The sequence below is a fragment of the Serratia sp. BNK-23 genome (assembly GCF_047456145.1).
Lineage (GTDB): Bacteria > Pseudomonadota > Gammaproteobacteria > Enterobacterales > Enterobacteriaceae > Serratia > Serratia nematodiphila.
This window is the reverse complement of sequence record NZ_CP179900.1, coordinates 3,248,220-3,261,742: the sequence shown is the minus strand read 5'-3', so window position 1 is coordinate 3,261,742 and position 13,523 is coordinate 3,248,220. Positions and strand designations below refer to the sequence as shown.

Annotated in this window: 14 protein-coding genes; 7 read left to right on the top strand and 7 right to left on the bottom strand. The window is 56.8% G+C overall.

The window, feature by feature from the left end; translation table 11 throughout:
• Positions 1 to 78: 78 nt before the first annotated feature.
• The 3 genes from ACMGF9_RS15520 to deoC form a co-directional block, all read right to left on the bottom strand.
• A complete protein-coding gene (locus ACMGF9_RS15520) occupies positions 79 to 1,377 on the bottom strand; it encodes an HAAAP family serine/threonine permease (RefSeq protein ID WP_004938697.1) in 1,299 nt (432 codons plus the stop codon).
• A gap of 979 nt (positions 1,378 to 2,356) precedes the next feature.
• Positions 2,357 to 3,121, bottom strand: coding sequence for a DNA-binding transcriptional repressor DeoR (deoR, locus tag ACMGF9_RS15515; protein ID WP_015377282.1), 765 nt, complete (start codon positions 3,119 to 3,121; stop codon positions 2,357 to 2,359).
• Between the two features lie 152 nt (positions 3,122 to 3,273).
• Entirely contained in the window at positions 3,274 to 3,954 is a 681-nt protein-coding gene (deoC, locus tag ACMGF9_RS15510) for a deoxyribose-phosphate aldolase (protein WP_004938693.1), read from the bottom strand.
• A gap of 218 nt (positions 3,955 to 4,172) precedes the next feature.
• On the opposite strand from deoC, the gene ACMGF9_RS15505 reads away from it, so the two are divergent.
• Complete coding sequence (locus ACMGF9_RS15505) at positions 4,173 to 5,009, top strand: hypothetical protein (RefSeq protein WP_015377284.1); 837 nt, start codon at positions 4,173 to 4,175, stop codon at positions 5,007 to 5,009.
• A gap of 36 nt (positions 5,010 to 5,045) precedes the next feature.
• Here ACMGF9_RS15505 and ybjG read toward each other — a convergent pair whose 3' ends face one another.
• Positions 5,046 to 5,651 (bottom strand): undecaprenyl-diphosphate phosphatase, encoded by a 606-nt coding sequence (gene ybjG / locus ACMGF9_RS15500; protein ID WP_015377285.1) that lies wholly within the window; start codon positions 5,649 to 5,651, stop codon positions 5,046 to 5,048.
• Positions 5,652 to 5,656: 5 nt separating this feature from the next.
• Positions 5,657 to 6,391: a phosphatase PAP2 family protein gene (locus tag ACMGF9_RS15495; protein ID WP_033633475.1), complete on the bottom strand. Its 735-nt coding sequence runs from the start codon at positions 6,389 to 6,391 to the stop codon at positions 5,657 to 5,659.
• 146 nt (positions 6,392 to 6,537) lie between these two features.
• On the opposite strand from ACMGF9_RS15495, the gene ACMGF9_RS15490 reads away from it, so the two are divergent.
• The 3 genes from ACMGF9_RS15490 (at position 6,538) to ACMGF9_RS15480 (ending at position 8,878) form a co-directional block, all read left to right on the top strand.
• Positions 6,538 to 7,383, top strand: coding sequence for a 5'-methylthioadenosine/S-adenosylhomocysteine nucleosidase (locus ACMGF9_RS15490; RefSeq protein ID WP_004938686.1), 846 nt, complete (start codon positions 6,538 to 6,540; stop codon positions 7,381 to 7,383).
• Positions 7,384 to 7,524: 141 nt separating this feature from the next.
• A complete protein-coding gene (gene eco / locus ACMGF9_RS15485) occupies positions 7,525 to 8,037 on the top strand; it encodes a serine protease inhibitor ecotin (protein WP_015377287.1) in 513 nt (170 codons plus the stop codon).
• A 472-nt stretch (positions 8,038 to 8,509) separates the two neighbouring features.
• Positions 8,510 to 8,878: a hypothetical protein gene (locus ACMGF9_RS15480; RefSeq protein ID WP_071824279.1), complete on the top strand. Its 369-nt coding sequence runs from the start codon at positions 8,510 to 8,512 to the stop codon at positions 8,876 to 8,878.
• Between the two features lie 458 nt (positions 8,879 to 9,336).
• Here the strand turns inward: ACMGF9_RS15480 and ACMGF9_RS15475 are convergent, their stop codons facing one another.
• A complete protein-coding gene (locus tag ACMGF9_RS15475) occupies positions 9,337 to 11,025 on the bottom strand; it encodes an aspartate:alanine antiporter (protein ID WP_004938680.1) in 1,689 nt (562 codons plus the stop codon).
• Positions 11,026 to 11,319: 294 nt separating this feature from the next.
• Between ACMGF9_RS15475 and ACMGF9_RS15470 the strand changes: the two genes are divergently transcribed.
• Positions 11,320 to 11,709 carry an inner membrane protein YbjM gene (locus ACMGF9_RS15470; protein ID WP_015377289.1) on the top strand — a complete coding sequence of 130 codons (390 nt, stop codon included), beginning with the start codon at positions 11,320 to 11,322 and terminating at the stop codon, positions 11,707 to 11,709.
• Between the two features lie 38 nt (positions 11,710 to 11,747).
• Here the strand turns inward: ACMGF9_RS15470 and ACMGF9_RS15465 are convergent, their stop codons facing one another.
• The gene (locus ACMGF9_RS15465; protein ID WP_004938676.1) at positions 11,748 to 12,011 is read right to left on the bottom strand and encodes a GrxA family glutaredoxin; all 264 of its coding nucleotides are present in this window, start codon (positions 12,009 to 12,011) and stop codon (positions 11,748 to 11,750) included.
• A 230-nt stretch (positions 12,012 to 12,241) separates the two neighbouring features.
• Between ACMGF9_RS15465 and ACMGF9_RS15460 the strand changes: the two genes are divergently transcribed.
• On the top strand, positions 12,242 to 12,556 hold the full coding sequence (locus tag ACMGF9_RS15460; RefSeq protein ID WP_015377290.1) for a YbjC family protein: 315 nt from the start codon (positions 12,242 to 12,244) through the stop codon (positions 12,554 to 12,556).
• A gap of 54 nt (positions 12,557 to 12,610) precedes the next feature.
• Positions 12,611 to 13,513, top strand: a complete 903-nt coding sequence (rimK, locus tag ACMGF9_RS15455) for a 30S ribosomal protein S6--L-glutamate ligase (protein ID WP_414160311.1) — start codon at positions 12,611 to 12,613, stop codon at positions 13,511 to 13,513.
• Positions 13,514 to 13,523: the final 10 nt, after the last annotated feature.

Sequence of the window (13,523 nt, the reverse complement as noted above, 5' to 3'; positions counted from 1 at the left end):
TTCAGGTTTCAGGCGGTGAATACGGGAAATGGGGGCAGTGCGGGAGGGCCGGCGCGCAGCGGCGCCGGCCGGACGTGATTAGCCGAGCAGGCTGAACACGATAGCAGAGATGGCGATCAGACCCATCACAACCACAAACACGTTGCTGATGTGGCCGCTGTACTTGCGCATGGCAGGCACTTTACGGATGGCGTACATCGGCATCAGGAACAGCAGCATGGCGATGATTGGGCCACCCAGGGTTTCGATCATGCCCAGGATGCTCGGGTTCAGGGTGGCGACGATCCAGGTGGTCACCAGCATGAAGATAGCGGTCATGCGGTTCAGCTTGGCGGTGCTGACGGTTTTGCCGCGGCTCTTCATCGACTTGGCGACCAGGCCGTTGAAGCCTTCACGGGCGCCCAGGTAGTGGCCCAGGAACGATTTGGTGATGGCGACGAAGGCGATAACCGGCGCGATGTACTCGATCATTGGGTTGTTAAAGTGGTTAGCCAGGTAAGACAGAATCGAGATGTTCTGCGCCTTGGCTTCCGCCAGGTTTTCCGGCGTCAGGCTCAGCACGCAGCTGAACACGAAGAACATCACGGTCAGCACCATCATGATGTGTGCGTAAGCCAGAATGCGGGAGCATTTCTTCTCGGCGTCTGCGCCGTACTCTTCGCGTTTGGCGACGGCGAAGGCGGAGATGATCGGCGAGTGGTTGAAGGAGAACACCATCACCGGGATCGCCAGCCACAGGGTCATGATCAGGCCGTGACCCATGCCGGTACCGCTGCCGGACAGCGACACGTTTTCGAAGATGGCGCCGGTCCAGTTAGGGATCAGATACACCGCCAGCAGCATCAGCACTGCGACGAACGGGAAGACCAGGATGCTCATGGTTTTCACGATGGCCTGCTCACCGAAGCGCACGATGGTCATCAGGCCGACGATCAGGATCAGCGAAAGAATGGCGCGCGGCGGCGATGTCATGCCCAACTGGTGGGTGATGAAGCTGTCGACGGTGTTGGTGATCGCCACGCTGTAAACCAACAGAATCGGGTAGATGGCGAAGAAGTACAGCAGGGTAATCAGCTTACCTGCGGTGATGCCGAAGTGCTCTTCCACCACGGCGGTGATGTCTTCACCGGGATTTTTGCCGGACAGAACGAAACGGCACAGACCGCGGTGGGCAAAGAAGGTCATCGGGAAAGCGATGATGGCCATGATGATCAGAGGAATCAAACCGCCGATGCCGGCGTTGATGGGCAAGAACAGGACGCCTGCGCCGATGGCGGTGCCGTACAGGCCCAACATCCACATGGTATCCGTTTTACGCCAGGTACTGCTGGAGCCCGAGGCCGCAGAGGCAATTGTGCCGGTCTGTGTAGTGTCCATAAATATCTCCGAAGTGAACACGAATTTAAAATTAAAAGGCAAAACTTAAGGTTAAACCGTCAAACGTCCTATTCAGGCAACGCTTGCGGTAAGAATCAGGTGTTGCTTGCGGGGATGTTTTGGCGTCCCCCTGGTTGTTTATTGCGTTCATTACCAAGGCACAGCGCCGGGTAATTCACTAAAGACTTTTCACCGTCGCGGACGATAAAAGTCGTTACCGCTACCGACAGGTCTTTGCCTGTCGATTTTTGTTGGCGGCAAGATAACGATTTACAGTAGAAACAACCGTGATCCTGCTCTCAAATGCGCAATATGTGCAGTTATCAGCTTTTTTATCGATTTTTCGCGCATTTGTTGCACATTTGTGTAAGATTTTGTGCTGAGAACGCTCTCATGAAAGTTTCTGCGATTATGCGGCTTGTACAATAATTAGCCGGATAAAGCGCTGTGCTCAGCAGCAAGCCGAGCAATATATTTTATGCGTGGTTTTGGATCTAGCGAAAAACCCGGATTAAGCAGTTTTAGTGATGTAGATCACATTATGTTTTTAAGGTAAATGACGTTTATCTTTTTGTTTTTATTTTGTTTTTGTTGAAAATCACCGCTAGTAACGAAGGGAAATTACTTACGTGGTTAGCGGATAAAAATGCGTAACCATTCATCATATAAATAACAGATACCTAACAGGTATTGGCGAGATTTGCTGCAATTGCGTAAACCGCCGTTTATTTAAACTTCCTGGCCTTTGGCTCGATTTATCATATAAAAGCCATAAATAGCCGTTAATTCACCCAACCGACCGCGTGGTTAGCCTGCGAAAAAATAATCACGCGGGTGAGCTGTTGCATTTTATTAACCTGATGTTGCGTGCGGATAAGCGAAAAACGTGAATTGATTGCGCATTATTTGTTCATTTTTCGGCGGGGAAAGAGGGATATCGAAGCGGTGCGCCGTCGGTTATGACGGCGCTGAAGGCGGACTAATAGCGGATAGCGATGGCGTTATCGTTGAAGAACGCCATGAAGTCGGCGTCCGGCTGGCGATCGGTGATCACCCGATCGAACTGCGTCAGCGGGCCGATGCAGGCCGGTTTGGTTTTGCCGAACTTGCTGTGGTCTGCCACCAAGATCTTTTGCTGCGCCATCGCCATGGCGCGATGCTTCATCTCCAGCTCGTCGAAGTTGAAGCAGGTGGCGCCGTGCTGCAGGCTGAGGCCGGCGGCGGAGATAAAGGCGATGTTCGGGCAGATGTGATCGAGCTCGTTGCGGCCGCCGACGCTGGAAAAGATGTAGTTGTTCGGCTTGAACTCGCCGCCGCACAGCACCACCTTGCAGTTCGGTTTGTCCTGCAGCGCCAGGAAGGTGTTCAGCGAATGACACACGGCGGTGAAAGCCAGCTCGTCGGTGATGGCGTCGATGATCGCCGGCGTGGTGGTGCCGCAGTCGAAAAACACCGTGTCGTTTTCATTGATCAGCGGCGCCGCCAGCAGGCCGATGCGCCGTTTCTCCGTGACCTGTTTGGCTTTTTGATCGGAAACGAAGTAGTTGGTCACGCCGTTGCTGCGCGGATCGGTCACCACGTAGCCGCCGAGCAACACCACGGCCGCCGGTTCGGCGCTCAGATCGCGGCGAATGGTCATCTCCGAGACCCCCAGCAGCACGGCGGCTTCTTTCAGGTGGATCTTGTCAGCGCGTTTTAACGCCTGAACTAACCGGTTGATACGTTCTTCGCGCCGCGTTTCCATAGATCCGTCTTCCCACAGGTAGTAGAGATAAAAGGCGAGCCGGCATTTCCGGCGCTAAACAGAACGATGCGGGGCAATATCGGGCCGCATCAACCGCCCGTATTGTCCCGCATCGGAGTGTATTGGCTATGCCCCTCAGGGCATAGCGACGATCAGTAGCTGCCCGCTGCCGCCTGAGCGCCGGAGACGATGGCGACGCCGGAGCTGGTGCCGATACGCGTGGCGCCGGCGTTGATCATCTTCTCGGCGGTGGCGCGATCGCGCACGGCGCCGGAAGCTTTCACGCCCATTTCGCTGCCCACGGTCTCGCGCATCAGTTTGACGTGCTCTTCCCGAGCGCCGCCGGTGCTGAAGCCGGTGGAGGTTTTCACGAAGGCGACATCGAGTTCGCGACACATTTCACAAACCTGGACGATCTGCGCATCGCTGAGCAGGCAGGTTTCCAATATTACCTTCAACGGGATCGCCGCGCAAACCTCGCGCACGGCGGCGATGTCGGCTTTCACTTCGTCCAGCAGGCCGCTCTTCAGCCAGCCGACGTTGATCACCATGTCGATCTCTTGCGCGCCGGCGGCGATCGCCGCTTTGGCTTCAAAGGCTTTGGCGACGGTCAGGCCGGCGCCCAGCGGGAAACCGATTACCGAGCAGACTTTCACCGTGCTTTCCTGCAGCAGCTGGGCCGCCAGCGGCACGTAGCCGGAGTTGACGCATACCGCATAGAAGTTGTGCTGCTGCGCTTCTTCGCACAGTTTGGCGATCTGCATTTCGGTGGCGTCCATGGCCAGCAGGGTGTGGTCAACATAGCTGGCGTAATCGATGTTTTCGGTGGTCATCGCGGTTCCTTAGTGAAGTTGAGAAAAGAGCATGGATAGATAATGTGAAAATAATAACATTGCAATGTCGATAAACCTAGCGGGATTTGAAAAATGTCGACGAGATCATAGTTACTTCACTGTTATATGTATAACTTAGAGGAGGGTTGTTTGTTATTTAAATAACATTTTCAGTGGCCGCTCGCGGCCTGCGAGGGCGAAACGTCGAGGGAAAAAAGATGAAGATCAACATCGACCTGGCTCCTGAAGCTTTCGGGACGTATCGGCAGGAACTGTTCCGTAACGCGGATTTCGCGGTGAGCGCGCATCGCTGCGCAGAACGCGGGCCGATGCTGACGCTGGCGAACTGCCGTGGCGCGCTGACGGTTTTGCCGTATCAGGGCCTCGCGATCTGGGACGCCGAGTTTGACGGACATTCGCTGAAATCGGGCCGCCGCAGCGTGCGGGGCGCCGGAAGAAAGCGCGCTGACGACGCCGCGTTCTGTCCCGCCTGGCCGAGTCACGACGGCGCGCCGCTCCAGATGCAACGCGTGTGGCTGCAGCTGGCGGGCGATGAGCTGACGTTGCACGGTGAAGGCGAGCGGTTGGGCGGGCGTTGGCGCATCGGCCCGGCGCTGCGTCTGGCGGCCCAGAGCGCGCAGTTCGCCATAGAGATGAAGGTTACCAACCTGGCCGATCGGCCGCAGCCGCTGCGCTATGTGTGCCGCCTCAACTACGATTGCATTCCCGACGCGGTGTTCCGCCAAAACTTGCCGACGCCGGCGCTGTTGGGAGAGGCGCTCGGGCAGGAACTGCTGTGCTCCGACGATCTGACGCGCTACGTGGATCAGGCCGAGTTCTTTATGCTGGCGCCGCAAGGCCGCCGCTATGTGACGCGTTTTGCCACCGGGCAATTCAACTATGGCCTGCGGCGCATCGCTGTCCAGGGCAACAGGCGGCTGCTTGCTTTTATCCAGCCGGCAAACTGTCGGCCGAACGCGCCGGAAGGGGAGGCGGGAGTGATGCTGGGAGCGGGAAAAACGCGGGCATTTTGCGTGACCACCGGCGTGGTGTGAAAGCAGGGGCGGTAACGCCCCTGTCATGTTATGCGGTTATTCTTTCACCCAGCCGCGGCGAATGGCGAAGGCAAACAGAAAGCGATACAGGCGCGACAGCCTGTCGGCGAGGACATCGCCGAACAGATTCCATACCAGCTGAGCGAACAGGCAGCCGACCAGGCCGAGCAGGAAACCGCCGACCATATCCAGCGGCCAGTGCACGCCGAGGTAAACGCGTGACCAGGCGATGCCGACGGCGACAATCATCAGCAGCGCGCCGGACCAGACCCGGTGCCAGAACAGGAACGCCAGCGCAAAGGTAAAGATGGCGGTGCCGTGATCGCTGGGGAACGAACTGTCCGGCACGTGCGCCAGGAAGGTATAACCCACGCCGGCGACGAACGGGCGCTCATGCGGCAGCAGCGCGCCGATAGCGGAGGCGGCAAGCATGGCGAACAGCAGCGCGATCGTGGTTTTCGCCACCACTTCGCGCTGCGAAACCAGCTGGCTGCGCGGCCCCCACAGCCACAGGCCGACGATCAGCAGCGGCACGATAATGATAAGATCGCGCGCCAGAAAGGTGGCGAAATCGATCATCCATTCGGGAGATGCCGGGGTCGCATTGATCCAGGCGAAAAGAACATGGTTTAACTGCTCCATAACCGTTACCTCATCTTGCGGCGCCAATAGCCGCTAACTATCCAATAAATCGCCAACTGGCTTAACCAAACCCACCAACCTGCCCACAGGTTATGGGTAAGAAAATGTGCGCCGCGCATGATCTGACCAAAGCCCATCAACATGCCGAGCGCAATACCGCCGCACCAGCAGCACCAGGCCAGGCGCGGGCGCTGCGGATAAAACAGGAAAAACAACGCCATGACCGCGAAACCGCTCGAGGCGTGCCCGCCGGGGAAACAGCGACCGGGGCCCGGCAGCGCCGGTACCGCGCCGAACAACGGGAAGGACATCGCCTTGCCGCCGTACTCGATCAGATCCCACGGACAGGAGTGCGCGCTGGTGGCCTTGAGAATGCCCACCACCAGCGGGCCGATGCCGAGAAGCAGCATGCTGACAATCAGGCGCGCGCTGCGGCGATAGATGCCCCAAAACAGCGTCAGCACCGCGCCCACGATCACTATCTGCTTCAACAGACGGTGATTGATCAGATCCAGCCAGTAATTGTTTTGCCACGGGAAATGCCCGCTGGCGGCATCGTACCAATAGTTGCTGATCGCCCAGTCCAGCTGTTCGTTGCGGGAGAGCCACAGGAACACCAAACCGCTGATCAGCAGGCCAAAAACTTGCCAACGGTAAAAGGATGTCGGCAGGGAGTAAAGGGCAGTTGTCTTAATTTGCTGTGCCGTTGAGGATTGATTTAATGACGATTCTGGATTCACGCGCAGGCTCGGTGACAGTATTGAATAGCGCCACTGTAATAATTCTGTCTTAAGAAAACCTTAGTCCGCCGGTAAGAAAACCCTATCCGACGCTACCGCCTTCGGCTAAGGTAATCGTTTGCTTTTTTCGGGATGAGAGTGTGGTGATGAAGAATAAAGCGCGTGTCTTACTGTTGGCGGCCGCCGGTGCGGTCTTTTCTCCGCTGAGCTTTGGCCAACCTGCGGCCACTGGGCCGATCGTGGTGCAGGGCGCAATGCCGGTGGAAGCGGAACGTTTCGCCCAGCGGCTGGAGAACCCGCGTGAGGAGCAGATCGGCGGCTGGCGCTTTTGGCACGGCACCGTAGACGGCTACCCGGTGGTGGTGTCGGAGACTCTGAAGGGCATGTCCAATGCGGCGGCGGCCACGGCGATCGCCGCCACGCAGTTCCATCCGGTGGCGATCATCAACCAGGGCACTGCCGGCGGTCACGATCCGGCCCTTAAGGTGTATGACATCGTGCTGGGCAAATATTCGGTCAATCTTGGGGCGTTCAAAACGCCGGTCAAGGCATTGGGGGAAGGCAGCGACTCGCGGCAGTGGCAGCCGATGGATCTGTTGGCTTCCAAGGGCAGCGCCGGTGAGGACCAAAAGGCGCACAGCCTGCGTCAGTTTCCCGCCGACCCCAAACTGCTGGCGATTGCGCAAAGCGTTAAGAGCGATTACCGACAGGGCAAAGTAGTGGAAGGGGTGATCGGTTCGGCCGACGTGTGGAACAGCGAGCTGGATCGCATTCGCTATTTCCACGACAGCTACCGGACGTCGGTCGAAGAGATGGAGACCGCCTCCGCTGCGCAGATTGCCGCCGAGTTCAAGGTGCCGTTCGTCGGCATTCGCGTGTTGTCCAACAACATCACCAATCAGGGCAAATACGATCCGCAAACCGGGCTGGCGTGCCAGGATTACGTCTATCAGGTGGTGAAGGCCTATATCGCCCAACTGAAGACACACTGAGCCATTGCTCCAGATAATCGACGATACCAGGCGATTGTCACTATTTATCGCCTATTGTAAAGAAGATTAAACCTGTGGCGAGCTTGGCGGTAGTGTATTAGTTTATAGACGGATTATTTGACAAAAAGTGTAGGGATAAACATGAACAAGGCATCCGTTGTATTTTCCGGCCTGCTGATGGCCGTTTCCGCCAGCGCCATGGCGGCCACCTCTGGCGACGATGCGGATATCAGCAAACAGCCGCTGGAAAAGGTCGCGCCTTACCCGAAAGCCGAGAAGGGCATGAACCGCCAGGTGATCTACCTGCCGAAGCAAGAGCACGAAGAGAACTACAAGGTAGAGCTGCTGATCGGCAAGACGCTGGAAGTGGACTGCAACCGCCATATGATTGGCGGCACCCTGGAGACCAAAACCCTGTCCGGCTGGGGCTACGACTACCTGGTGCTGGAGAAGCTGTCCGAACCGGCCTCGACCATGATGGCCTGCCCGGATAACACCAAGACCAAGAAATTCATCGCCGCCAACCTGGGCGACGCCGCGATGCAGCGTTACAACAGCCGCCTGCCGATCGTGGTGTATGCGCCGAAAGACGCGGAAGTGAAATACCGCATCTGGAAAGCCGAAGATACCGTAAGCCAGGCTGAATCAAAGTAATCCGCGATTAGCGCTGTGAATACATGATCTTGTACAAAACCGTTTGAAGAGCATTTTGCGATGATATGCGGCTCTTCAGGCGGTTTTTTATTTTCAGGTAGGAAAGCCGGGTGCTTAGCCAAATTTTTTCAACCTACAGAGGGAAAAAGGAAAGTGACTCAAGCTAACAAGGTTAACATCCTTGGTTTAAGGGCATTTTTTTAATTTTCACTCGCAATATCCTCATTTTTTATCTCCCTTCATCTCTGATTATATTATTTTGAATTGCAATTATTTCGGTAATAACAAACCGTTTCGGTTACATAAATAAAAATATTCTTATTAATCATTTTATTGTTGTTTTATTGATTTTATTTAATGGCAAAGGAATGGAAATTAATTATTGTGCTGCTAGATTCATCAGTGTAATTAGCTCCACGGCAATTACATTGTTCGCTAATTAATATCTAAAAAAACTTACGAGGATATTCCAATGGCTGATTGTAAATGCAATGAACAAGATCCGCATGCTCAAAATGAACATGTTGCTGATTTTACTGCGGTTGGATTTTCGCAAAAAACACCGGCGCCGGTACCTGTAGACCTTAAGCAGCAGGGCGTGTTGGCGCTTAAACTTTCGGTTTGCGTTGGGGCCAGTTATAATCCTGCAAACAACCAAATTTGTTTTACCATTCCTGTCTACGGTGACTTTTGCGTTTCTTCGCCGATTCCAATTCCCATTGGTGGGCAGCTTAAAGTGTGCGCAGAGACCTGTGGTTCCTTTATTCCTACGGGATTGAAGGCCACTATTTATCTGAACGGTTCCGTTCTGTTCTCTGTCGTTCTTTTTGGCGCTTGTTAATGTAAAAAGAAAAGCAAGGCACCGTAGGTGTCTTGCTTTTTTTGATATTAAGATATTGATAAGGCCGTTGTTGAGTTCAGCCCCACTTGCTAATTAATACAGTTACTCCGCTCTCCTCCTTCTGAAATCAAACCTTGGGAAATGCATTGTTTGATAGCCGACCGCCCGACACTAAACGTTAAGAGAAACGATGTTTCAGGAAGGAGCGGACGCGGCGCTGTATGTCGTCAGTTGAGGTGTTGCTGCCATCTGATGGTGGTCCCGCGGGCGGTGGAGTGCGGGCAACAAAAAACCCGATAATCTTGAACCTAAAAGGCGGGATTATCGGGCTCCACAAAATGGGGACATCAAAGAAAAGCAGTGGCACTAATTCAGACTGCGGCCCCCAACGAAAGTTCTGGCCGGCGACAAAAAAATCAAAATATTTTTATCGCCGATCCATCTCTCCCGCTAATCGATCAGCCGAGTATGCCCGGCCATAGCACTACGATGAGCGAACCCGCCAGCGTTAACAGCACGTTAGCGATGGCGTAGGTGCCGGCGTAGCCCAACGCCGGGATGTTGCTGCGCGCGGTGTCGCTGATGATCTCCATCGCCGGCGCGCAGGTGCGGGCGCCCATGATGGCGCCGAACAGCAGGGCGCGGTTCATGCGCAGCACGTAGGCGCCGAACAGGAAGCAGATAATCACCGGCACCAGGCTGACGATCAGCCCGGCGATCAGCATCTGGCCGCCGACCGCGCCCAGGCTGTGGCCGATGCCGGCGCCGGCGCTCAGACCCACGCCCGCCATAAACACCATCAGGCCGAACTCTTTCACCATGTTCAGCGCGCCCTGCGGAATGTAGCCGAAGGTCGGGTGGTTGGCGCGCAGGAAGCCGAGCATGATGCCGGACATCAGCAGACCGGCGGCGTTGCCGATGCCGAACGAGAAGTTGCTGAACTGAATGGTGATCTGGCCGATCAGCAGGCCGATGATGAAGAAGGCGCAGAACGCCAGCAGATCGGTCACCTGGCTGTGGATCGAGATAAAGCCAATCTTCTCCGCCACGCTCTTCACCCGGCGCGCGTCGCCGCTTACCTGCAGCACGTCGCCCTTGTTGAGCACGATGCTGTCGTCGATCGGCATTTCGATCTGGCTGCGGATCACGCGGTTGAGGAAGCAACCGTGGTCGGTCAGCTTCAGCTGGCTCAGGCGTTTGTTCACCGCGTTGCTGTTCTTCACTACGATCTCTTCGGTCACGATGCGCATGTCGAGCAGATCGCGGTCGAACACTTCCTTACCGTTGCGGAAGCTCGGATCCAGCCGCGCGTGGGCGTCCGGATAACCGACCAGCGAGATCTCGTCGCCCACCTGCAGCACCGCGTCACCGTCCGGGTTGGCCAGAATGCCGTTGCGGCGGATGCGTTCGATGTAGCAGCCGGTCTGGCGATAGATGCCCAGCTCGCGCAGGTTCTTGCCGTCGGCCCAGGCCACCAGCTCGGGGCCGACGCGGTAGGCGCGGATCACCGGCAGGTAGACCTTGCGTTGGCTGTCGGTGTCCAGGCCGCGCTCGCGGGCGATTTGCTGGGCGGAGGTGGACAGATCCTGGTGCTGCAGCTTCGGCAGGTAACGCGCGCCGAAGATCAGGCTGACCAGACCGATCAGGTAGGTAAGGGCATAGCCGAGGCTCAGATGATCCTGCGCCGCCAGCAGCGCCGGGCCGTTGACGATGGTGTTGCGCAGCGTATCGCCGGCCCCAACCAGCACCGGCGTCGAGGTCATCGAACCGGCCAGCATGCCGGCGGTCAGGCCGATGTCCCAGTGGAACAGCTTGCCGAGGCCGATGGCGATCACCATGGCCGAACCGACCATCACCAGCGCCAGCATCAGGTAATTCTTGCCGTCGCGGAAGAAAATCGAGAAAAAGTTAGGCCCGGCTTCCACCCCGACGCAGAAAATAAACAGCATGAAGCCGAGATTCAGCGCCTCGGTGTTAATGGCGAAGTGTTGCTGGCCGAGCAGCAGCGAAACCACCAAAACGCCAATGGAATTACCGAGTTGGACGGAGCCCAGACGGAGTTTACCGAGGCACAGCCCCAGTGCGAGTACCACGAACAGTAACAGAATGTAGTTACCGTTTAACAAACTAGCGACGTTTATGTTCACGGAGGATAACTTATTGTTTACCAGTAAGTGCTTGATATAGATAACTATAAGAGATAAATTCAGCCTTAAAACGACATCATAAATCACCACCAGCGTAAGGCGAAGCGAACCATCGTTCGGCGGCGTTCATTCTAGACGCTATGACCGATGACAGCCAGCACAGAAAGCTGATTTCCTGCGCCGCCGTGCGCATTTAACTCTCTTTTGACCAAGGAAAAAATTCGGTTCAGCGTCACCGCACGGGTGACTGGGCCGATTTCTATTGATGCGGTAATTGGGCGGGGGAGAATTCGCATGACGAGTTATAGATATTGGCTGGGCATTCTCAGCTGTTTTCTGTTGTTCAGCCTGGTGTTTCTCGGCCAGCAAACCGGCCTGTTCGGCAGCACGGATCATGAGCACCACGGTGAAACCGGCTTGCTGCTGTTTGTGATCCCCGGCGCGATCGCCAGCTATTTGTCGAGCCGCAAGCGGCTGCTTTGCCCGTTGCTTGGCGCGCTGTATGCATTGCCGCTGTGCCTGCTGATCCGCCACTTCTGGCTGACGCCGTCCTCGTCGTTTTGGCAGGAACTGGCTTACGCCACCAGCGCGGTATTCTGGTGCGTGTTCGGCGCGATGCTGATGCTGTTCGCCCTCGGTTTGTTGCACACGCTCCAGCAATTGCACCGGCGGCAGCGGCAATAAAAAAAGGCGCATTAAGCGCCTTTTTGTCGTTCAAAAACTTACTGGAACAGGTTCAGGTGTTCTTTAGCGTAAGCTTCGAAATCGGTGCAACCGCCGATGTGCTTCTCATCCAGGAAGATCTGCGGCACGGTTTCAACCGGTTTGCCGACGGTTTTTTCCAGATCGGCCTTGGTGATGCCTTCCGCGTGGATGTCAACGTAACGGAAGTTGAAATCGTCGCGTTCTTCAGTCAGTTTTTCCGCCAGTTCTTTAGCGCGGACACAATAAGGACAGCCAGGACGCCCGAAGATTACTGCAAACATGCAACGCTCCTTAATTGGATTTTCGATAAATTATTCGCGATTGCAACGACATCCCGTCACCGAAAAAGTCATTACCTGCGTCAGATGGCGCCTACTATGCCCGTTGAGGCGGTGAAAAAAAAGCAGGAATTACCTGTTAATCTGATTCATGTAACCAATTAGTCTGCCGGGGCTGTCGCCGTCGGCGGGAATTCACTACACTGGGGGCAGACCTTCTGGAGAAGAAAAATATGCGTTCATTCGGTGACTTACCGCGCCCGGTGCTGGTGTTGGAAGGGCTGGGCATCGTGATGCTGGTATTGGCCTACCTCAGTATTCACGGCCACCTGCAGCTGCCGGGCTGGCTGGCGTCGCAACAGGCGGCGGTCGGCATGATTTTCCTCGGCGTGGCGCTGATGGTGCCGGCGGCGGCGTTTCTGGTATGGCGCGTGGTGCAGGGGTTCGGGCCGCTGATGCGCGGCGGCTTGCCGCCGGAAAACGATCGCCGCAAACCGCAAGATGCAGACGCATCGAAAGATAATCAGGATCGCGATCCGCGCGCCTGAGCGCCGCGGCCGCTAACCCGCCTGCCGGGCAGGCGTTGGCTTTTGGGGTGACGAGTGAAAATTGCCATTCTTTCTCGCGACGGATCGCTCTATTCGTGCAAGCGGCTGCGTGAAGCGGCGGAAGATCGCGGGCACAGTATCGATATCATCGATCCGCTCTCTTGCTATATGAACATCAACCCGGCGGCGCCGACCATTCACTATCGCGGCCGTCAGCTGGAACGTTACGATGCGGTGATCCCGCGCATCGGCTCTGCCATTACCTTTTACGGCACGGCGGTGCTGCGCCAGTTCGAGCTGCTCGGCAGCTACCCGCTAAACGAATCCGTGGCCATTACCCGCGCCCGCGACAAGCTGCGTTCGCTGCAGCTGCTGGCGCGGCATGGCATCGATCTGCCGATCACCGGTTTTGCCCATTCGCCGGACGACACAGGCGATCTGATCGAGCTGGTCGGCGGCGCGCCGCTGGTGGTCAAACTGGTGGAAGGCACGCAGGGCATCGGCGTGGTGCTGGCGGAAACCCGTCAGGCGGCGGAAAGCGTGATCGACGCCTTTCGCGGCCTGAACGCCCACATCCTGGTGCAGGAGTACGTGCGCGAGGCGCAGGGGTGCGACGTGCGCTGTCTGGTGGTGGGTGGCCGAGTGGTGGCCGCCATCGAGCGGCAGGCGAAGCCCGGCGAGTTTCGCTCCAACCTGCACCGCGGCGGCACCGCCCGCAAGGTGACCATCACCGCCAGGGAGCGGGCGATCGCGGTCAAAGCGGCGAGCACGCTGGGGCTGGACGTCGCCGGGGTGGATATCCTGCGCGCCCAGCGCGGCCCGCTGGTGATGGAGGTCAACGCCTCACCGGGGCTGGAAGGGGTGGAAACCACCACCGGGCTGGACATCGCCGGCATGATGATTGAATACATTGAGCAGCGCGGCCGGCCGGGCTTCCGCCTGAAATCCGGCGGTTGACGGGGCGGGC